This window comes from Verrucomicrobiia bacterium, from assembly GCA_035577545.1.
Taxonomy (GTDB): Bacteria; Verrucomicrobiota; Verrucomicrobiia; order Palsa-1439; family Palsa-1439; genus Palsa-1439.
The window spans coordinates 159002-178009 of record DATLVI010000034.1; the positions used below are offsets into that span (position 1 = coordinate 159002).

20 protein-coding genes are annotated in these 19008 nt (G+C 57.4%); 12 read left to right on the forward strand and 8 right to left on the reverse strand.

Going from position 1 to position 19008, the window contains the following annotated elements; all coding sequences use genetic code 11:
* Positions 1 to 8: 8 nt before the first annotated feature.
* The 3 genes from VNL17_12725 to VNL17_12735 are packed head-to-tail and all read left to right on the forward strand — an operon-like array spanning position 9 to position 3079.
* Positions 9 to 803, forward strand: a complete 795-nt coding sequence (locus VNL17_12725) for an MBL fold metallo-hydrolase (protein ID HXI84943.1) — start codon at positions 9 to 11, stop codon at positions 801 to 803.
* Positions 778 to 2463, forward strand: a complete 1686-nt coding sequence (locus tag VNL17_12730) for a TIGR03790 family protein (protein HXI84944.1) — start codon at positions 778 to 780, stop codon at positions 2461 to 2463. Before VNL17_12725 ends, VNL17_12730 begins: the two co-directional genes overlap by 26 nt.
* A 58-nt stretch (positions 2464 to 2521) precedes the next feature.
* Complete coding sequence (locus VNL17_12735) at positions 2522 to 3079, forward strand: LemA family protein (protein HXI84945.1); 558 nt, start codon at positions 2522 to 2524, stop codon at positions 3077 to 3079.
* Here the strand turns inward: VNL17_12735 and VNL17_12740 are convergent.
* Positions 3076 to 4083: a sugar phosphate isomerase/epimerase family protein gene (locus VNL17_12740; GenBank protein HXI84946.1), complete on the reverse strand. Its 1008-nt coding sequence runs from the start codon at positions 4081 to 4083 to the stop codon at positions 3076 to 3078. The two genes, VNL17_12735 and VNL17_12740, sit on opposite strands and share 4 nt — an antisense overlap.
* Before the next feature lie 79 nt (positions 4084 to 4162).
* Between VNL17_12740 and VNL17_12745 the strand changes: the two genes are divergently transcribed.
* On the forward strand, positions 4163 to 4957 hold the full coding sequence (locus tag VNL17_12745; protein HXI84947.1) for a TatD family hydrolase: 795 nt from the start codon (positions 4163 to 4165) through the stop codon (positions 4955 to 4957).
* 17 nt (positions 4958 to 4974) lie between these two features.
* Positions 4975 to 5577: a tetratricopeptide repeat protein gene (locus VNL17_12750; GenBank protein HXI84948.1), complete on the forward strand. Its 603-nt coding sequence runs from the start codon at positions 4975 to 4977 to the stop codon at positions 5575 to 5577.
* Here the strand turns inward: VNL17_12750 and VNL17_12755 are convergent.
* From VNL17_12755 to VNL17_12775, 5 genes are all read right to left on the reverse strand, one after another.
* Positions 5554 to 6330 (reverse strand): class I SAM-dependent methyltransferase, encoded by a 777-nt coding sequence (locus VNL17_12755; protein HXI84949.1) that lies wholly within the window; start codon positions 6328 to 6330, stop codon positions 5554 to 5556. The two genes, VNL17_12750 and VNL17_12755, sit on opposite strands and share 24 nt — an antisense overlap.
* Positions 6331 to 6340: 10 nt before the next feature.
* Positions 6341 to 6748: a hypothetical protein gene (locus VNL17_12760; GenBank protein ID HXI84950.1), complete on the reverse strand. Its 408-nt coding sequence runs from the start codon at positions 6746 to 6748 to the stop codon at positions 6341 to 6343.
* Positions 6749 to 6776: 28 nt separating this feature from the next.
* Positions 6777 to 7169, reverse strand: a complete 393-nt coding sequence (locus VNL17_12765; GenBank protein ID HXI84951.1) for a hypothetical protein — start codon at positions 7167 to 7169, stop codon at positions 6777 to 6779.
* A gap of 102 nt (positions 7170 to 7271) precedes the next feature.
* Positions 7272 to 8552 carry a nucleotide sugar dehydrogenase gene (locus tag VNL17_12770; protein ID HXI84952.1) on the reverse strand — a complete coding sequence of 427 codons (1281 nt, stop codon included), beginning with the start codon at positions 8550 to 8552 and terminating at the stop codon, positions 7272 to 7274.
* A 56-nt stretch (positions 8553 to 8608) separates the two neighbouring features.
* Positions 8609 to 10615, reverse strand: coding sequence for a 4Fe-4S dicluster domain-containing protein (locus VNL17_12775; GenBank protein ID HXI84953.1), 2007 nt, complete (start codon positions 10613 to 10615; stop codon positions 8609 to 8611).
* Between the two features lie 61 nt (positions 10616 to 10676).
* Here VNL17_12775 and ade point away from each other — a divergent pair, with 61 nt between their 5' ends.
* The 7 genes from ade to VNL17_12810 all read left to right on the forward strand — a co-directional run bounded on the left by ade (position 10677) and on the right by VNL17_12810 (position 16891).
* Positions 10677 to 12386, forward strand: coding sequence for an adenine deaminase (ade, locus tag VNL17_12780; GenBank protein ID HXI84954.1), 1710 nt, complete (start codon positions 10677 to 10679; stop codon positions 12384 to 12386).
* A gap of 10 nt (positions 12387 to 12396) precedes the next feature.
* On the forward strand, positions 12397 to 13758 hold the full coding sequence (locus VNL17_12785; GenBank protein ID HXI84955.1) for a pyridoxal-phosphate dependent enzyme: 1362 nt from the start codon (positions 12397 to 12399) through the stop codon (positions 13756 to 13758).
* Position 13759: 1 nt separating this feature from the next.
* Positions 13760 to 14005, forward strand: a complete 246-nt coding sequence (locus tag VNL17_12790; GenBank protein ID HXI84956.1) for a hypothetical protein — start codon at positions 13760 to 13762, stop codon at positions 14003 to 14005.
* The gene (locus tag VNL17_12795) at positions 13995 to 14192 is read left to right on the forward strand and encodes a hypothetical protein (GenBank protein ID HXI84957.1); all 198 of its coding nucleotides are present in this window, start codon (positions 13995 to 13997) and stop codon (positions 14190 to 14192) included. The genes VNL17_12790 and VNL17_12795 overlap by 11 nt, the downstream gene beginning before the upstream one ends.
* A 290-nt stretch (positions 14193 to 14482) precedes the next feature.
* A complete protein-coding gene (locus VNL17_12800) occupies positions 14483 to 15082 on the forward strand; it encodes a DUF5343 domain-containing protein (GenBank protein HXI84958.1) in 600 nt (199 codons plus the stop codon).
* Between the two features lie 3 nt (positions 15083 to 15085).
* On the forward strand, positions 15086 to 15649 hold the full coding sequence (locus tag VNL17_12805; protein ID HXI84959.1) for a Swt1 family HEPN domain-containing protein: 564 nt from the start codon (positions 15086 to 15088) through the stop codon (positions 15647 to 15649).
* A 306-nt stretch (positions 15650 to 15955) separates the two neighbouring features.
* Positions 15956 to 16891 carry a hypothetical protein gene (locus VNL17_12810; protein HXI84960.1) on the forward strand — a complete coding sequence of 312 codons (936 nt, stop codon included), beginning with the start codon at positions 15956 to 15958 and terminating at the stop codon, positions 16889 to 16891.
* A 406-nt stretch (positions 16892 to 17297) separates the two neighbouring features.
* On the opposite strand, the gene VNL17_12815 is transcribed toward VNL17_12810, so the two are convergent.
* Together VNL17_12815 and VNL17_12820 are read right to left on the reverse strand one after the other, a co-directional pair.
* Positions 17298 to 17978, reverse strand: coding sequence for a hypothetical protein (locus VNL17_12815; protein ID HXI84961.1), 681 nt, complete (start codon positions 17976 to 17978; stop codon positions 17298 to 17300).
* A 163-nt stretch (positions 17979 to 18141) separates the two neighbouring features.
* Positions 18142 to 19002 (reverse strand): NYN domain-containing protein, encoded by an 861-nt coding sequence (locus VNL17_12820; protein HXI84962.1) that lies wholly within the window; start codon positions 19000 to 19002, stop codon positions 18142 to 18144.
* Positions 19003 to 19008: the final 6 nt, after the last annotated feature.

Sequence of the window (19008 nt, forward strand, 5' to 3'; positions counted from 1 at the left end):
ATGGATGCATGCGCGTCACGTTTCTGGGCACGGGCACGAGTCATGGCATCCCGATGATTGGGTGTGACTGCACCGTATGCCGCTCCGACAATCCCCGCAACAAACGCCTGCGGCCCTCCGTTTACATTGAAAACGGCGACCGGTGTTTGCTCGTGGATGCGACGCCTGATTTTCGCACGCAGGCGTTGCGGGCGAACATCCGCCGGGTCGACGCGGTGTTGATGACGCACACTCACGCCGATCATGTCCTCGGGCTGGATGATTTGCGGGTATTCTGCCAGCGCTCCGGACAGAAAATGCCGATCTACGGATCGCCACATTCGATTGAGACGATCCAGCGGATGTTCTCCTACGCCTGCACGGAAACACCCGCATGGCCCGGGTTGCCCAGTTTTGAATTGCACACGATGCAACCAGCCCAGCAATGCGAGGTCGCGGGAACGACGTTCCGCGTACTGCCGCTGTTGCATGGACAGATGACGGTGTACGGTTTCCTCTTTGGACGCGATGTGGCTTACGTCACGGACTGCAATGTCGTGTCCCCCGAAGTGATCGATGCTATTCGTGGCGTGACGGTGCTGGTGCTCGACGCCCTGCGGCACCGTCCCCATCCGACGCACCTGACCATCGATCAGGCGCGCGAAGTGGCGGGGCAGGTGGGTGCGAAGTTGACGCTGCTCACGCACCTGTGCCACGAGGCCGAGCACGAAGCGGTCGAGAAAGAACTGCCGCCGCAGGTGCGCGTGGCCTGCGATGGAATGCAAATCGAGGTGGCCGATGGCGAAGTGCGTTACCTGGCATAAGGCACGACTTTGGTTTGCGGCGTTGGCAGTCCTGCTATGGCTGCCACGCGTAGCGTCGGCCGATGATCCGGCGCAACGCGTCGTGATTGTCTACAACGCAGAGGACCCCGATAGCAAACCACTCGCAGATTACTACGCCCGCAAACGCGGTGTCCCGACCAACCAGATTTGCGAGATTGGCATCCCCGTTGCGGACACGATCTCCCGCAAACAGTTCAACGAGAAAATTCGCGACCCGATCTGGCAGTTCCTCACCCACCGGGGATTGCTCCAGCAAGAGTCGCGAACAGTCATGGACCCGGCGCTCGGCAAGGTCCCCTCGTTGGCCACCGTCAGCGCAAAAGTTTCGTACCTCGTGTTGATGTACGGCGTGCCGTTGGGCATCGCTCCAGACCCGAATCTTCAGGAGCTTTTCTCCGACAAGTCAAAGAAGGGATTACAGAGGGACGAAGCTTCCGTCGAAAGCGAGCTTGCACTCCTGCCCACCACCGGCCTGCCGATCCGGGGACCGCTTCGCAACCCATTCTTTGGTAACGCCTCTGAACGATTCGGACCGCCGTTGAACCAGGAGATACTGCTGGTGGGGCGCCTCGACGGGCCTGACGCGCAGACCGTACGGCGAATGATCGACGACGCGCAGACAGCCGAGCATTACGGACTGCACGGGCGCGCGTATTTCGACGCGCAGGGCACGCACGACCCGGGCTACATCGTGGGTGACACCTGGATCACCAACGCCTGGCACGCCTTTCAACAGTCGGGCTACGAATGTGATCTCGATGAACAACCCGAGACGTTTGCGGAGGATTACCCGATGACGGACGCGGCGATTTACGCCGGCTGGTATTCGGACCGTGTGGTGGGGCCGTTCCGCCGTCCCGACTTCCGTTTCCAAACAGGAGCCGTCGCGTATCACCTGCACTCGTCCAGTGGCGCGGCGGTGCGGACGCGCACGGCGTTTTGGGTTGGGCCGCTGCTTGCGAAGGGGGCAGCGGCGACGATGGGCAACGTGTATGAACCGTACCTTTCGCTCACGCCCCATATCGACATGTTTTTTCAGCGGCTGCTGGCCGGCGCGCCGTTTCTGGAGGCCGCGTACTACAGTGAGCCGGCTTTGAGCTGGCAGACGACGTTCGAGGGGGATCCACTGTACCGACCCTTTGCTGCTTCGTTGGACGAGCAAATCCAGCGGCTGGAGGCTGACCACAAGACGGAGGTTGAATGGGCGTATTTGCGGAGGGTCAACTTGTTGGTCGCGCAAGATGGAACCACGGAAGCGGAGGAGCTTTGCCGCAGCAAGGCCGGGGAATTGCACAGCGCCGTTCTTTACGAAAAACTGGGTGACATGCTGCGCGCAGCGCGCCGTGAACGGGAGGCGATCGAGGCGTACAGCAAGGCTGACGAAAAGCCCGCCGATCCGTACCGCGACATCCGGGTGGCGGTCAAAATGGCAACGGCTCATGTCGCGCGGAAGGAAACAGCGCAGGCGTTGGCCATTTACGAACGACTCGGCGACGCCTACCCGACACATCACAACGTGGTCGAGTTCTTCCAGCGGGCGCGCGACCTGGCGCGGGCGCTGGGCGACGAGGCAAAGGCGAAGGCGTTGCAGGCGAAGATCGATCGGTTGTTGCCGGCAGGCCGGCAGGAAAAGAAGTGACAATGCGGCGCGTCTTTGCTATCAAGGCGCGCACGGAAGCGGGAAAGGCCTGATATTGATGATCCTCGGACTGTTGGTGGTCGTTGCACTCTTTTTCGCCATGCTGCTCTGGGTGGTGAGTGTTTACAATAACCTGGTCACGCTTCGCAACCTCGTCGATAGCGCCTGGGCGCAGACCGATGTGCAACTGCGACGCCGCTACGATTTGATCCCCAATCTCGTCGAGACCGTCAAGGGTTACGCCACGCACGAACGGGAGACGTTCGAGAAGGTGACTCAGGCGCGCAATACCGCGATGAATGCCACTACCCCGGACGCCAAAGCGGGCGCCGAGAACGCCCTCACGGGTGCCCTTAAATCCGTCTTCGCCGTCGCCGAGGCTTATCCCGAACTCAAAGCCAACCAGAATTTCACTGCTCTTCAACAGGAGCTGACCAACACGGAGGGCTTCATCGCGGAGTGTCGTTCGCATTACAACGACGCCGTCCTGACCTTGAACACCGCGCTACAAGTGTTTCCCGCCAGCGCCGTCGCCAACCTGTTCAGTTTCCAAGCTCACGAATACTTCGGGGTCCCCGACGCCGTCGCCCGCGAGCCAGTGAAGGTGCAGTTCTAGCCGCGCGACTTCTCAAACGCAGCATCGAACGCGCGGGCGCTGGCCTTGAAATCGAGTTTCTTCACGAAGGCGCAGGCTTCGTTCGCGCCGTGCTCGCGGTCCATGCGGCTGTCTTCCCATTCGACGGAGAGTGGGCCCTGATAGCCGATGTCGTTGAGCGCGACGATGATCTCCTCGAAGTTGATGTCGCCATGGCCGAGCGAACGGAAGTCCCAGTAGCGGCTAGGATTGCCGAAATTTGTGTGCCCACCGAATACACCAACCATGCCGTCGCCGTGTCCCCACCAGACGTCTTTCATGTGAACATGAAAAATACGCGGCGCGAGTATGCGAAGGAATTTTACGTAATCGACGTGCTGATAACCGAGGTGTGAGGGATCGTAGTTGATTCCAAATGACCTGTGGCCTTGCAGCGCGGCCACTGCTCGTAGCGTGGTCATGGTGTCGAAGGCGATCTCGGTCGGATGCACTTCGAGGGCGAACCGCACGCCACACTTCTTAAACTCGTCGAGGATCGGGTTCCACATCTTCGCGAAGAAGGCGAAGCCGTCGTCGATCATCGCCGACGAAACGGGCGGGAACGAGTAGAGCAGGTGCCAGATGGAACTTCCGGTGAAACCGTTGACGACCTTGACGCCGAGGTTCTTCGCGGCCTGTGCGGTGCGCATCATCTCCTCGGCGGCGCGTTTCCGAACATCAGCGGGCTTCCCGTTCCCCCAGACGTGCGGCGGCAGGATGGACTTGTGGCGCTCGTCGATGTTGTCGCAGACGGCCTGGCCGGCCAGATGATTGCTGATTGCCCAGGTCTTCAATCCATGCCGCGCAAGGATTTCATGGCGCGTGTCACAATACGCCTTCGATTTGGCGCCCTGCCGCACATCGAAGTGATCGCCCCAACAGGCCAATTCCAGCCCGTCGAAGCCGAAGCTTTTCGCCTTCTGGCAAATAGTTTCAAAAGGAAGGTCGGCCCACTGGCCGGTAAAAAGTGTGACGGGTCTGCCCATGATTGTCGCCTCCGTGTGATTCGCGTTGAACTCGCCGCGGCACGAGTGATAAACAAGGGGCGAACGCTTTTCAAGCATCATGTTTGTCGATAGCCACACACATCTCTGTTATCCCGACTTTGCCGAGGAACTGCCGCAAGTGGTCGAGCGCGCCCAGGCCGCCAAGGTAACGCAGATTGTCAGTATTGCCACGGATTTGGAGGCGGCGCGAAAGACGCTGGGCATCGCCCGGCAGTTCGAGGCCGTGTATGCCGCGGTCGGGCTGCATCCCGGTGAGGTTCCCACCGTCTCGCTCTGTGACATGAAAGAACTCGCCCAACTGGCGGCGGAGCCGAAGGTCGTGGCGATTGGGGAGACGGGCTTGGACTATTACCGGGAGGCGAAGGACGATGCGGCGTTGCGGCAACAGCAAAAAGATTTGTTCTGGGCACAGCTCGAATTGGCGAAGGAACGCAAACTGCCGGTAGTGATCCACAATCGCGCCGCCGAAGTGGACATTCTGGAAATCCTTGGCGCCCACGCGGAGAGCCTGCCGAAAGAATGGCGGCCGTGGGGCGTGATGCATTGTTTCTCGGGAGATGAGAAGTTCGCATTCGATTGCATCGAGCTGGGCCTGCTCATCAGCTACACGGGCATCCTGACCTTCAAGAACGCGACGGCGTTGCGCGATGTGGCCGGGAAAGTGGCGCTCGATTACGTGATGCTCGAGACCGACGCGCCATACCTGGCGCCGGTGCCTCACCGTGGGAAACGCAACGAGTCGTCCTATGTGCCGCTGATCGCGGAAGTGTTGGCGCAGGTAAAGGGCGTCTCGGTGGAAGAGATTGCCCGGGCCACGACCGGAAATGCCCGGCGGTTGTTTCGATTGCCGTAGACTGCTACATTGTCGTCATGGATTTCGTAGGTGGCGCGGGCTCGGCATTTATCACAGTGGGAATTGTTGCCGGCCTTGGAATTGTGGCGTTTCTCATCGTCGGTTTCCCGTTACTCCGGAAAATCAGCGAGAATCTTTTCTCCTTCTACGGACCTTCTGATGACAGCACGCAAATCACCCCCGAATATAGCATTGCCGAGGCGCGGGTGAACACCGGCAGGTATTCCGAGGCGATTGAGGAGTACCGCAAGGTCATCGTCCGTCATCCGGACGACATGTATCCGCACCTGCGCATTGCGGACATTGCGCTAAAGTATCTGCAGGACAACCAGACCACCGAGATGGAACTGCAGGCGGCCCTCACGAAAGCGAAAGGCGAAGATTCGGTCGCACTGGCCGCCGGCCGGCTGGCCGATCTGTATCAACACACGCTACAAGATCCTGCCCGAGCGCTCGACGTGATGAAACAGTTACGCGAGAAAATCCCGACAACGAAGCAGGCAAAGCTCGCGGAGGAACGCATCGTGATTCTGGAGGGGATCGTCCATTCTGGCGAAACATTGCCGGAATCGCCCGGCAAGATTGCCGCCAGGCCGTCACGCTTCAAGTTGACGGATTAGCCGCCCAAAGTACAGCCGCGTGGCGTAATCGAAAGAAACATTGCCGTTGATCTGGTACTTGTCGAAAAGCGCGCGTAACGCCTCGAGCATGGGTTGATAATTTGGATGGCTTGACTCGGGCGTGTAGGATGACGAGAGCAGCCGGCCTTCCACTCCGTCGTAGTCGAAGACTTGCCGATTCTCGAACTCTCTCAGCGTGAACGGTTGTGGAGCGAAGAATGCCGTGATCGCGTCGGCATCGACGTTTCGGTGATCGACCGTCGCGTAGTCGGTGCCGTACTTCTGCAGCAAGTCTTCATATGCGCGCAGGAAGGGGCACGTATCCGTCAGCCGTTCGTTCCAGATCAACGCCACCCAACCGTTCGGCTTGAGAATGCGCGCGAATTCCTTCCGCGCCCGCTCGCGGTCAAACCAATGAAACGCCTGGCCCGCCGTGACGAAATCAACCGAAGAGTCCGCCAGAGTCGTCGCCTCTGCCATTCCATTGATGCTCCTGAAGACTGCGTATTTGCCCAACAGTCGCGAACCTGCCTCCCGCATCTCGCGATTCGGCTCCACGCCGAACACCGGGTTCCCGTTCTTCAGGAATAACTCGGATAGAATCCCTGTTCCCGACCCGATGTCGGCGACGACTGACCCAGCGGTCAGCCCGCATTCCTTTGTGAAGGTTTCAACCAGGCCGATCGGATAACCCGGCCGATACTTGACGTAGTTCTCCACGCGATTGGAGAAGCGGAGGGTGGGATTGATCATCGGCAGTCGTTCAGAGTTTGCTTCTCAGCCTGTAGGTGCCGTTGCCGATGAAGTCCTGCGCGACGCCGTTGGTGCTGACCTTGATGGTGATCTGCACAGTGGACTTCTTTTCGTCCACCAGGATGCTTCCCGAATCAATCGGCACCAGATGGAAATTGGCGTCCTTCAACTCGATATCATCCTTCGCATATTTCGTCGCCTTACCCTTTAACTCGAAGCCGTATTCCCATTGCAGTGAGCGGGTACTGAGACCGCAGGACCCAAAAAACACCCCGTGCTTGAGATTCTTCAGGTCAAAAGCGAAACGGAATTGTCCCGACGGCTGATTTGTGTAGGAACGCCAGAGCGAAACCTCCGTGCCGGCGCTGGCAACTCCCGCCAACGAGAAGAGCAGCAACAAACTGAGGACGGCACGCATCTTTCCCGAAATCACCGCGCACGACCCGTCAATACGCGAGACTGAGTTTGTAGCGCAGGATATTGCCGCAATGGACCGTGTCGATGGTGGTCTTGCTGCGCCAGCCTTCGCAGGACTTTTCGCCGCTCACCGTGGTGCGCTTCCCGGCCACAGCTTTGGCCAGTTCGTCGGTCAGGTCGAAATCGCCGCGGATGCATTCGCCGTTGGGGCAGTTGAAACGAAAGACGGATTTGGCGTTGGCGAGGTTCACCGTGTACTTGACCTGGCTGGTCTTGGACGTGCCTTCGGGATCGTAGAAACTCAGATCAACGGTCAGGGATTTCAGTTTCGCGAAGCGGGCGGCGAGACTGAGGGAGTCCTTGACGCGCTGGCTTTCCAGTTCACGGTGTTCGAAGCGTGCGCCTGTTCTTTGTCGATACATGAGTACAATTCTGTTTACTGCGTTCGACGGCAAGAATACCACAAAAGCGCACTCCTGTCTGTAACAATCGCAATGAGGAATCCAGGGTAGTTAACGGCTTATTTACAGGCTCTTGAAGTAGAACCCGGCAGTTTCGGCGGCGTGGCGGTCAAAGAGGTTCTTGATGTCGATCAGCACGGGCGGGGACATCTTTGCCTTTAGCTGGTCGAGCGTGAGTGAGCGGAAGGCGTTGTGCTTGTTGGCGACAAGGACGCAGTCGCACTGGGGCACTTTGTCGAATTCGACGTTCTCGATGCCGAAATATTTGCGGACGATGTCGGCCGAAAGCAGTGGATCGCAGCCGAGCACTTTCACACCAAAACCCTGCAGGTAGGTGATGATACTGTGCACCTTGCTGTTGCGGATATCCGGGACGTTCTCTTTGAACGTCAGCCCGAGGATCACCACGGTAGCGCCCTTAATCGGCTTGCCGACGTGGGCGATGCCCTTGATGACCATTTCGCCCACATGGACCGGCATCGAGTCGTTGATCTGACGCCCCGCGAGAATTACCTGCGGGTGGTAGCCGAACTGTTGGGCGCGGTAGGTGAGATAGTACGGATCGACGCCGATGCAATGTCCGCCGACGAGGCCGGGGTGGTACTTATGGAAATTCCATTTCGTGCCCGCCGCCGCAAGGACTTCCTCGGTGTTGAGGCCGAGACGCCCAAAAATAAGCGAAAGCTCGTTCATGAGCGCAATGTTGAGGTCGCGCTGGATGTTCTCGATCACCTTCGCCGCCTCAGCGGTCGCAATGCTGGGCGCATGATAAACACTCTTGGCGACAAGCGAATAGAGGGCGCCGACTTCTTCGAGGGTCTCGGCGTCGCAACCGCTGACGATCTTGACGATTTTATCGACCGTATGCTCGTGGTCACCCGGATTGATGCGCTCAGGGGAGTAGCCAATCTTGAAATCGCCAAGTTTCAATCCCGATTTCTCTTCAAGGATCGGAAGGCAAACTTCGTCCGTGACGCCGGGATAGACGGTGCTTTCAAAAATCACGACGGAACCTTTGCTGAGGTTCTCACCCACGATGCGCGAGGCGCTGATGACCGGTTCCAAGTCGGGGACGTTGGCCTTGTCGACAGGTGTGGGCACCGCGACAATGATATAGCGGCATTCGCAGAGCGCTTTGGGATCGGCGGTGAAGTTGATGTTGGAGCTCTTGAGGTCGCCGCCGAGCGTTTCGCCGGTACGATCAACGCCGCTCTGCAGTTCCTCAATGCGGCGGGCATTGATGTCGAACCCGACAACGGTCAGGTGCCTGGCGAAAGAAACCGCCAGCGGCAAGCCGACATAGCCGAGACCGACAATCGCAACTTTTCCTTCAATCTTCCTCATGGTGTCCCATCAGTAGCTGAGAAATAGCAGTTATTGTGCTGGAAATCCAGCCCGGCTCATAAGTGCGCGACGTTCACCTGGTGAACGCGGCTGGGATTGAGCATCCCGACCAGTAAAATGCGCAAGGTGTGATAGGTTTTCACGTCAATACGGTGGTTGGGGACAGGTCCGGCCAACGATTTTACGTTCACAATTTTGTGCGTGGCCGGGTCAAAATCCACCTCTACGACACCATCCTGGTACCGCGCAGTCGGCCGCGACTTGTCGAGCGTCAATGAATACGTTTTGCCTTCCATGCGGCCCACGATTTCCGTCAATCCGTTTCGCTTGGCGATATAGAATCCGTCGCGGGGGTTATCCAACCACGCGGCGCGGTCGGCAAAGAAGCTCGGCTTTTGGATGAACGGGCCGCCGTACTCAGGGCAGAACGTATCGCAGTTGCCGCACTCGTTGCACCAATCGGCGAAGTTGGCGATCTGGTGTTTCTTATCGATCTTCAAGATGCCGCTGTCGGCTGATTCGAGGTGGCCAGCGTTCCATGAATAATTCGTGAACGCGATCTCGACCGGATCGACTTCATAGTAGAAGTTCGCGTCGTTGGGACAAACCGGGATGCACTTGTCGCAATTGATGCAGTCGTAGAGCCACAATTTTGAGTCGATTCGCTTCGGGATCGATTTGTTTTTCTCGAACGCGTAACGCTCGTCGGCCAGCGTGCGGACATTGATCGGCGTGATATTGAGGAAGCCGGCGTAGTTGACCGCCGCGTCGCGGTTTCCGCCGGTTTTCTTCGCGTGTTCCAGTGCCGCCGCCTCGTTGCCTTCACGCTTGAGGATGAAGTCATCGATATTCGTGACGCCAAGCTTTTTCATCTCTTGCTCGAGATTCTTCAGGTACTCGAAGAGACGCCCAAAACCGCCTACCTTCAATAGATCGGAGCAGGTTGTGATCGGGACGAAACCGCACGCCACGCAATTGGCGAAGTTGTGTTTGTCGACACCCGCCGAGAAACTGATCGGGCAATCCGCGCCGTAATCCCGCCGCCAGCGCTCCACAAGCTGCAACGTGATTACGTGCAGCGGTAGCCCGCTGAGATACATGATCTCATCCTTCGGGAAGAACGTCTTGTGGTTGACAACTTCCAAGGTGTTGCTGAATTTCGTGCCGACACCAAGACCCAGTTTTTTTCCGGTTTCCTGCAGGCGGGCCATCATCTCCATGCCTTCATCGAACTTCAGGCCCGCATCGATGGCCTTTTCATTGACCTTAATGTCGGTGAACCCCATCCGTTCATGCAACAAATGGTTCAACTCGTCCAACCCCAGCATCGTCGGGTTCATTTTCACCACGACGTCCATCCCGATTTCGGTCAGGAGGAAGTGGCAAATCTTCTCAATCTCTTCCGGAGGACAATTGTGGAACGTCGAGAGTGTGACGGTGTTGGAGATTTGCTCAGGGTAGGGGAGGTCGCGGTATTGCTTCCAGCGATCCGGGATCTGGAGGCGCAATTTGTCGATCTGCTTCTTCGCGTTGCGCAGGCTGGCAATGAAGTCGCGAATCGGCGGGCTCGAAATTCCCGCGAGATCGTAGCCGAGACTGAAATCGTAGATGGTTGACGTCTTGTCGAACGCGCTCGGAGGAAAATTCAACAGGTTGCTCGCCTTGAGCATCTCGATGAGCATCATTCCCGCGACGTATTCCTGGAGGGACTCCTGCAGCCGCAATTCTTGCGAGAATTCGATGTTGTAACCGACATTGGTCATGTCGATGCAGGGGCGATTGATGACCAGCTGATCGTTGATCTGCACGGTTTTGAGCTCAAGGATGCGTGAGCCGCCGAGCCAGCTCAGGACAATGTTTTGCGCCATTTGCGTTTGCGGTCCGGCGGCGGGACCGACCGGATTGGCTGCGACTTTGCCGTGGAACTTGACGCTCGTATCCAGCGTGGGATCAGGCACGTACATCTTGCGCAGCGGCAAATCGAAGATGGTCTGTTGCTTCTCGGGTTCGAGAAACATCCGCTTCACAAGGTCGGAAAAAGGAGATGGATGGAGGTCCGCCATAGGGTCGCTTCTGTCAATTGACTTTACGGTTTCTTTTGCCGTAGTCTAGCTGAAACTTACCGTGAAGTTAACCCGACTGATCAAAATTGCCCGCGGAGAAGAACCCCCTGATCTCGTTATCAAGGGCGGCCAGATCGTCAATGTCCTCAGCAGCGAGGTTTATCCTGCCGATATCGCCATTTGCGGCGAAACCATTGCCGGCATTGGCGACTACAGCGGCCCGAACGAACTCGACGCACGCGGCAAGTTCATCACCCCCGGCTTTATCGATGGCCACATGCACATCGAAAGCTCGATGGTCACGGTCTGGGAATTCGCCAAGACCGTCATGCCGCACGGCACGACCACGATCATGGCCGACCCGCATGAGTTGGCGAATGTTCTCGGCGTCGAAGGCATCGAGTATGTGCTGAAGACGGCGAAGTATCAGCCGCTCAGCGTGTACGTGATGCTGCCGTCGTGCGTGCCCGCAACGGATCTGGAAACGAGTGGCGCGCGGTTGAAGGCGGTCGATTTGCTCCCATACCTCGACAGCCCGTGGGTGCTGGGCCTGGCGGAGATGATGAATTATCCCGGTGTCATTCACCGCACCGAGGAAGTGTTGGAGAAACTGCGCGTTGTCGGCGGGAAGGTGGTCGATGGCCACGCGCCGCAACTCAGTGGCAAGGATTTGAATGCATACGTCGCCGCGGGCATCGGCAACGATCACGAATGCACGACCGTCGCGGAGGCGCGGGAAAAGATGCGGCTCGGAATGAGTATCGCCGTCCGCGAAGGCTCGGTGACGCGCGACCTGCTCGCGCTGTTGCCGCTCATCAAACCGGAGAATGCCGACCGCTTTTTCTTTTGCACCGACGACCGCACACCGGCTGATTTGATGGATCGCGGCCACATTGATTCAATGGTGCGGATGGCGATCAAGGCGGGACTCGACCCCGCGCTCGCGGTCCGGCTCGCGACGATCAACGCAGCGCGGTACTTCGGCTTGCCGAAAGTCGGTGCGATTGCGCCGGGGTGGTTTGCAGATTTGAATATACTCACCGACCTCAAGGCGTGTGTGGTCGAGAAGGTCTTCAAGCGCGGTCATCTCGTGGCGGAGAAGGGTTATTTGCTTGGCAACAAGCCGATGAGTTCGATGATCGATGTGCGGAATACGGTTAAGATTCGTCCGCTTGGCGATTCCAGTTTCAACATTGCGGCGAAGAGTGGACGCGCGCGGGTCATGGAGTTGATCCCCAACCAGATCATCACGCGCCAGATTTTCGCGGAACCGAAGCGGGAGAATGGCCACGTCGTTTCCGATACCGAGCGCGACATCCTCAAGATTGCCGTCATCGAACGGCATCACGGCACGGGGAACATCGGGCTCGGTCTGACGAAAGGCTTTGGGTTGAAATCCGGCGCCATCGCAAGCAGTGTTGGCCACGACGCGCACAACATCAACGTGGTCGGCACCAACGACGCGGACATGCGCGCGGCCGTCGAACACATTGTGAAGATGCAAGGCGGCTTCGCCGTCGCCAATCACGGTGAAATTCTTGGTTCGGTGGCGCTGCCCATCGCGGGGTTGTTGAGTAATAAGCCGCTGTCCGACGTGAAGGACGAACTCGATGCCGCCAACCACGCGACGAAGAAGCTGGGTTGCGCCGTCCCGGAGCCCTTCATGGCGCTGTCGTTCATGGCGTTGAGTGTGATACCGGAATTGAAATTAACCGACCGCGGTCTGGTGGATGTGAATCAGTTTAAGTTTGTGGATTTGTTTGAAAACTAAAGGGGAGACGATGAACAGAGATTTTGTTTATGGGCCGACTTTTGCCGAGATGCGGGATCCTTCGCGGATCAAACCGGAGGTGCGCAAGCAGGCGCTGGCGCTGAAGAAGAAAGACCCGCTGCATCCGCTGAATCTCTTCAACATCACGTGGAAGCAGGATGACCTGAGCATTCCGCATGTGGTGTTGCCGAAGGAGTTGACGGGGCTGGACGCGAATATCGTGGTGATGATCGCGCGGTTTTTCCCGACGGGCGCGCACAAGGTCGGCCCCGCGTACAGTTGCCTCATCGAGAAACAGATTGCGGGTGAACTCCAGCCCGGCCGCGACCGTCTTGTGTTTCCGTCGACGGGCAACTATGGCATCGGCGGTTCGTGGGTCGGGCCGCGCATGAATTACGAGTCGCTCATCGTGCTGCCGGCCGAGATGAGCGCGGAGCGGTTCGAGAAGATCGAATCCTACGGCGCGCAGGTCATCAAGACGCCGGGCAGCGAGAGCAACGTCAAAGAGATTTACGACAAGGTCAACGAACTCAAGCGCGACACGAAGAATAAGATCCTCAACCAATTTGCCGAGTTTGGGAATTATCGGTTCCACTACGATGTGACCGGCCATGCGGCGCAGGAAGTGGTGAAGGGGATCGGCAACGGCAAGGTCGCGGCATTTGTCTCGGCGATGGGGTCGGCGGGGACGATTGCGGCGGGCGATTTTCTTAAACAACAGTTTTCCGACTGCAAGATTGTCGGCTTGGAACCGGTCCAGTGCCCGACGTTGTACAACGCGGGGTTCGGCGCGCATGCCATCGAAGGCATCGGCGACAAACACGTCACCTGGATTCACAACGTGCTGAACATGGACTGGCTCATCTGCATCGACGACGAACAATGCTTGAAGGGCCTCCAGCTATTGCAGGAAGGGACCGATGTGCTCATCGCCGCTGGCGTGAAGGCGGAAGTGGCGAAGGCATTCGCGGACACGTTCGGCGTCAGCTCCATCTGCAACATCCTCGGCGCGATCAAGACCGCGAAGACGCTCAAGCTCGGCAAGGGCCAGAACGTCGTCACCATCGCCACCGACGGTTTCGACCGTTACCCGTCCGTCATCGCGCGCCTCAACAAGACCGTCGGCAAAATGACGAAGGACGAAGCGCAGAAGCGGTTGGACATCTTCCGCAAAGCCGACGTGAGCGACTGGGTGCAAGAAGGCACGAAGTTCCACCGTCAGCGCTGGCACAACCAGAAGTACTACACCTGGGTCGAGCAACAGGGCAAAAACGTCGATGAGTTGCGCGCGCTGGCGAAGCCCGAGTTCTGGTTGAAGGAGCAGGCGAAGACGCCGGAGATTGATAAGAAGTTGGCGAAAGCGAGGGAGTAATATGGAACACATGATTCTTGAGATCGCGAACGATTATTCCACCATTACGCTTGACGATGGCCGTAAGTTCGCCATTAACCCCATCGATTTGTCGGCTGCGGTTGGGTGGCTTCCAACTAACTATGTCACCGTGAAACAATTTGTTTCGGGGGCGTACCGACTCACTCACGTTGACTACAATGTGTCGATTGAAGCGTCTCTCGTTCCTAACCCTAAAGACACCAAGAAAGGAAAACATGCCCGCTAAAGCGAAGACAACAGCAATGGTCACCAACGACAAGATTACGGAACAGGAATTCGCCGACCAGGTTGCTAAAGAGATCGCGCGCAATTACCATCCCTACAGAAATCCAAAGAAAAAATTCGAGGTTACAGTTTCTGTTAAAGAAGTGGCGCTGACGAAGGACGAAATTGGACATGGCTCCGATTACTGATGGCGGTGTGACACGCCAGTGAATCATCGGCGGAGTGTTTGCACATTGCTAAGCCCGACTTCTGGTTGAAGGAGCAGGCGAAGACCGTTAATATCGGCAAAGCGAAGGCGAGGGGCTAATAATTGTGGCACGATAATCGAACGCCGGACAATTCCCTCTTGCGGGCAGAGTTGTTTTCTCTTTGGAATCTCTCCGCATGTCCGTTTTTCAAAAATTGCAGCATGCTTGTGCTGATTCCTGACATGGTGTAACATCGCGTCTGCTAAATAACCAATTGACGAGGCGCTATCATGGCACAGAACCTTCCGTATCTTCCTTCATACAAGAACGTCGGCAAACTTTTCGAGAAGATCGCGACGGCGAAAACCCCTGATGCTTTTACTAATCAGTTCTTATATGAAACACTCGGTTTGAAGAGTGCTGGTGACCGTCCGCTAATCAATCTTCTCAAAACGCTCGGCTTTGTCGACGGATCGGGCAAACCAACGCAATCGTATTCATTGCTAAAAAATCCTTCGGCAGCGAAGCTGGCCATAGCGCAGGCAGTGCGTAAGGCGTACGAGCCGCTGTTTGCTGCCAACGAGAAGGCGTACGAGGTCACTGGCACCGATCTTAAGGGGCTCATCTCGCAGGTTGCCGGCACGGACGAGAATCTTACGAGCAAGATTGCTGGCACATTCAGCACCTTGGCTAAGCTGGGAAACTTTGTAGGCGTCCAACCTGAAAAAGAAGAGCCGGACGAGAAGAAAAGGAAGGACGAGGATAAATCTTCTGGTGCGGGACAGTTACGTAGCGAGTTTCACTACAACATTCAAATCCATTTGCCCTCGAACGCAAGCGAGGAGACCTACCTCAGTATTTTCAGCGCTTTCAGAAAGGTCTTCAAATAGATCATGGATGACACGCGACTTGCGCTTTTCATAATGTTAGGCCAAGAGGCGGAAAGGCAGGTGCTGGAGCATCCCTCCGTCGTGCCGCCTGAATCCCTTCTGATCTCACACTCGTACGATTTGGCAACTGTGTTGCCAGAGGAGGTCAGGCGGGCGTCTAGCGCAGCATTGGTTTATAAGCTCTTCTTTGTCTTCGAGAATTTTCTACGTGAACTGGTTTTTGACGTTCTTTCGGAAAAGGACAAGGTGAATTGGTGGGGCAACGTCCCTAAACACATCCAAGATGATGTTGAGTATCTTGAGAAGACCGAAGAGACGAAAGCATGGATGAGTTTGGGATCGCGCGACAAGCTATCGCTTACGACCTATTCACAATTGCTGGCCATAATTGACGAATGCTGGAAAAGCGGTTTCGAAGCCGTGATCCGTGACAAATCTCTTGTTCAATCAGCCCGTCACGTCGCTCATCTTCGCAATGCCATCTGTCACATGACGGACATCCCACCTGAGGAAACTGAGCGGATCAGGCAAGTGATTCGTGATTGGTTCCGGATGGTGTCCCCATAGGCGTAAGCCGAGATCCTTCTCTTCCTGAGCATAGAGTATCCTGATTTGGCCTTGCGCAACCGGCGTCCCGACAGGCCGGGACGGCTGCAGTCCGGAGAACCCACCCCTTCCCCTCCGAGGAGGGGAATCCGCCTTTGCAGAGACGCAACTACCCCTCACCCTAACCCTCTCCCCCAAGGGGAGAGGCGGGGGAAGAGTCTACGGCGCTAAACCTCAAGCCTGGCGGTTTGAGAGGGGGTCGGTTTCGGTTTGCGGTGACGGGGATGTTTGTCCTAGACTGTTGCGCAGCCAACGAAAGGGATCGTTATGGACACTTATGCTCCGCCGGTCACGCTTCGTCCTGCCAAGTCGCATTTGCCGGTAATTCTCTCCGGATTATCGACCACGGTGTTGACACTCATGGGCGTGTATTTGTTGGACACCAGCGGCGCTGACTTCACCATCATGGGGTGGTACGCGGATTACATCTTGCCGGTGGGAGCCTTACTTGTCGGCGCGGCGGCGGCGAGCGGTTACGGGGTGGCGTCGTGGGTGAGCGGCGTCAAGATCACGAAATCGCTGTTGTGGATCGTGCTCGGGCTGCAACTGGCCGCTTATTTCGGCGCGCAGTACATTGAGTTTCAGCATCTACACCTGAGGTATCGGAACGGGACGCCGGTCGGGTTCTTCACGTATTTCGACTGGATGGCGCGGTCGTTTGCGTGGAGGCAGGACAATGGTCACCCGGGTAATCCAATGGGAATGTGGGGCTACGCGTTTCGCGTGCTGGAAATCATCGGCTTTTGCGGAGGCGGGGTGATCGTGCCAGCGTTGCTGCGCAAAGCGCCGTATTGCGAAGGTTGCCAGGTCTATATGCGGAGCAAATCTCTCGGCCTGATTCCCGCCAGCGTGCCGTACCAGAAAATCAAGAAAGCCGACGTCGCCGGTCTCGCGGCGTACAAGGCGAGCCAGGAAAAGAGTTTCGCCGACGGTCAGGCGAAGGTGGCCAGTCTTTGGCAATTGGCGGCGGAGGGGAAGACGCCGCAGCTGAATTCCGAATTACAGCAACTGGCAGCCGGGAAGAAGCCGACCGCCAAGCTGCCGAATCGCATCGATATGAAGGTGGTCACCTGCCGGCATTGTTGGTCAGGTCATCTCGCGGCAACACTCCTGAGCGGACACGGCAAGCAGCAAAAGACCAAGCCGCTCGGGACCGGCCCCGTCAAACGCGACTTTGTGCAATTGATCCTGCAGCGGGCGTAGAGGCCCGAGACTATTGTCTATCGGTAATTGATAATTTTGCTGGACATCGTCTGCACGGGGGTGTATGGTCGGCGGGTGAATGAGAGCATTATGGATTTGGGACGAAGGATGCGCGGAGCGGGCGGGGACACGCGGCACCACGGTCCTACCAACCCTTTGACCCCCCTCATATGTTTCTGCGAAACGAACCCATTTTATTTTCCCGGAGTTTTTGGTGTATCGATTTTAGATACAAGGCCTTATATCGTTTGCAGCGGCATTTGCAAATGGGTTCGTTCGGGAAAAACGAACCCATTTAGAGGCTCTTTGACAACTGAAAAAGGCACCGTTAGGCGCGGCGGTTGGCTCCATTTAGTCCCCTGAGCTACGCCCTTCGGCGTCGGCACGACGCGACACCGTCTCGGCGCTAGCTCGCACCTCGGCTTCGAGACACGGCCAGATGGATCGCGGAGGCGAGGTAGATCACGATGCCGATGGCGGAGAAGGCGCCGATGATACCGGCGGGGAAGGCGTGGGCGACTTGTTCGAGGTTGCCGGAGTCCAGGATGTCGCCGCTGGTGCTGAGGCGGAGATAGTCGTAGTACCCGCGGACGAAAATGATGAGCGCGGCGGCGAAACTGGCGAGGAACGTGAGGGCGTAGACGGCGCCGGCGAGGCGCTGGCCGAGGTAGAATTGTCCCGCGCCCGGCACCATGAGATTGAGGAACATGGCGACCTTCATGGTTTTGGGACGGGGCGTTGGCGGTGATGGAAGCGCGTTGCGGAATGCGGGTGTGTTCAGTAACGGCGGAACGGCCCCCGCAGACGAAGCAGTCCACGCGCTCATGATTTGCTGTCGGACCGGTGCGGGGACAGCTTCCAAATTATTGTAGTGGGCGGTTTGTCCATTTGCGGTGACGGAAATCTGGACGCCATCCCGGATGGGAATGCTTGGGGCTGGCAAAGTTCTAGCCGATGGCGTCGGCGAACCGGCGGGCGCTGGCGAGTCGCCTTGCGCGATCAGGGCGAGCATTTCAGCTTCAAACTGCGCTTCGCGGGTCTTGGCATCTTTGTCTGAGAGCTTGGCGATGTCTTTCCAGTCGGGCATAATTCAACTTACCATAGGGCAGGATTTGTGCCGAAGTTACATTTAAAGCGACGGCAAGCGGCGCGCTTGCCCTACAATTATCTAAGGGCATGAACGGGCGAGACGCCCGTTCTACGGGTTTGGCATTATACGGCCACGACGGAGCGTGGCCCTCCAACGCGGGTCACTCGACGGCGATGACGGTGTAGCCGCCGGACTTTTTATCGGCTTCGAGTTTGAGCATGTTGCGCTTTTGCATTTCCAGCAGCATGTCGTTGAAGGAACGGAAGCCGTAGGCGCGCTCGTTGAAGCCGGGATGACGACGCTTGATGGCCTGCTTGATCATCGAACCGTAGGTGAGATCGTCCGCGCCACGTTCCGCCGAGATGGCTTCCAGCGTTTTCATGACCAGGTCGAATCCATCGGCGACCGGAGGGGCGGGAGGAATTTTACCTTCGCCCTCGGCAGGCTTGGTTTCACCTTCGGGAGCTTTCGTGTCAACGCCGGCAGCGGTCGTTGCCGAAACGACGGCAGGGCGCGAGATGGTTCGCCGGCGCGGTCGTGGTGCGGCACGAACCAGGTCATCGTAATACAGGAATTCGTCGCAATTGTTGATGAAGAGGTCGGACGTGGAATTCTTCACGCCAACGCCGATGACGGTCTTGGCGTTCTCGCGCAATTTGCTCACCAGCGGCGAAAAGTCGGAGTCGCCGCTGATGATGACGAAGGTGTCGACGTGGCTTTTCGTGTAGCACAGGTCGAGCGCGTCCACGACCATGCGGATGTCGGCGGAATTCTTTCCCGACTGGCGCAAATGCGGGATCTCGATCAGCTCGAAAGCCGCCTCATGCAGGTCGCGTTTGAAGACCTTGTAGCGGTCGAAGTCGCAGTACGCTTTCTTAACGACGATATGGCCCTTGAGCAGGAGGCGTTCGAGGACCTTTTGGATTTCGAAGCGGGGATAATTGGCGTCGAGCGCGCCGAGGGCGATGTTCTCGAGGTCGAGGAACACGGCCATTGTTGTGCCGGAATCTTGTGTGCTCATGTAATT

What these genes read in the sequence shown, in the direction of transcription:
- VNL17_12750 (HXI84948.1), top strand. Translation starts at nt 4,975, where the DNA reads ATGGATTTCGTAGGTGGCGCGGGCTCGGCATTTATCACAGTGGGAATT.
- VNL17_12790 (HXI84956.1), top strand. Translation starts at nt 13,760, where the DNA reads ATGGAACACATGATTCTTGAGATCGCGAACGATTATTCCACCATTACG.
- VNL17_12760 (HXI84950.1), bottom strand. Translation starts at nt 6,748, where the DNA reads ATGCGTGCCGTCCTCAGTTTGTTGCTGCTCTTCTCGTTGGCGGGAGTT.
- VNL17_12805 (HXI84959.1), top strand. Translation starts at nt 15,086, where the DNA reads ATGGATGACACGCGACTTGCGCTTTTCATAATGTTAGGCCAAGAGGCG.
- VNL17_12775 (HXI84953.1), bottom strand. Translation starts at nt 10,615, where the DNA reads ATGGCGGACCTCCATCCATCTCCTTTTTCCGACCTTGTGAAGCGGATG.
- VNL17_12770 (HXI84952.1), bottom strand. Translation starts at nt 8,552, where the DNA reads ATGAGGAAGATTGAAGGAAAAGTTGCGATTGTCGGTCTCGGCTATGTC.
- VNL17_12785 (HXI84955.1), top strand. Translation starts at nt 12,397, where the DNA reads ATGAACAGAGATTTTGTTTATGGGCCGACTTTTGCCGAGATGCGGGAT.
- VNL17_12745 (HXI84947.1), top strand. Translation starts at nt 4,163, where the DNA reads ATGTTTGTCGATAGCCACACACATCTCTGTTATCCCGACTTTGCCGAG.
- VNL17_12815 (HXI84961.1), bottom strand. Translation starts at nt 17,978, where the DNA reads ATGCCCGACTGGAAAGACATCGCCAAGCTCTCAGACAAAGATGCCAAG.
- VNL17_12795 (HXI84957.1), top strand. Translation starts at nt 13,995, where the DNA reads ATGCCCGCTAAAGCGAAGACAACAGCAATGGTCACCAACGACAAGATT.
- VNL17_12730 (HXI84944.1), top strand. Translation starts at nt 778, where the DNA reads ATGGCGAAGTGCGTTACCTGGCATAAGGCACGACTTTGGTTTGCGGCG.
- VNL17_12820 (HXI84962.1), bottom strand. Translation starts at nt 19,002, where the DNA reads ATGAGCACACAAGATTCCGGCACAACAATGGCCGTGTTCCTCGACCTC.
- VNL17_12800 (HXI84958.1), top strand. Translation starts at nt 14,483, where the DNA reads ATGGCACAGAACCTTCCGTATCTTCCTTCATACAAGAACGTCGGCAAA.
- VNL17_12725 (HXI84943.1), top strand. Translation starts at nt 9, where the DNA reads ATGCGCGTCACGTTTCTGGGCACGGGCACGAGTCATGGCATCCCGATG.
- VNL17_12740 (HXI84946.1), bottom strand. Translation starts at nt 4,083, where the DNA reads ATGGGCAGACCCGTCACACTTTTTACCGGCCAGTGGGCCGACCTTCCT.
- VNL17_12765 (HXI84951.1), bottom strand. Translation starts at nt 7,169, where the DNA reads ATGTATCGACAAAGAACAGGCGCACGCTTCGAACACCGTGAACTGGAA.
- VNL17_12810 (HXI84960.1), top strand. Translation starts at nt 15,956, where the DNA reads ATGGACACTTATGCTCCGCCGGTCACGCTTCGTCCTGCCAAGTCGCAT.
- VNL17_12755 (HXI84949.1), bottom strand. Translation starts at nt 6,330, where the DNA reads ATGATCAATCCCACCCTCCGCTTCTCCAATCGCGTGGAGAACTACGTC.
- VNL17_12735 (HXI84945.1), top strand. Translation starts at nt 2,522, where the DNA reads ATGATCCTCGGACTGTTGGTGGTCGTTGCACTCTTTTTCGCCATGCTG.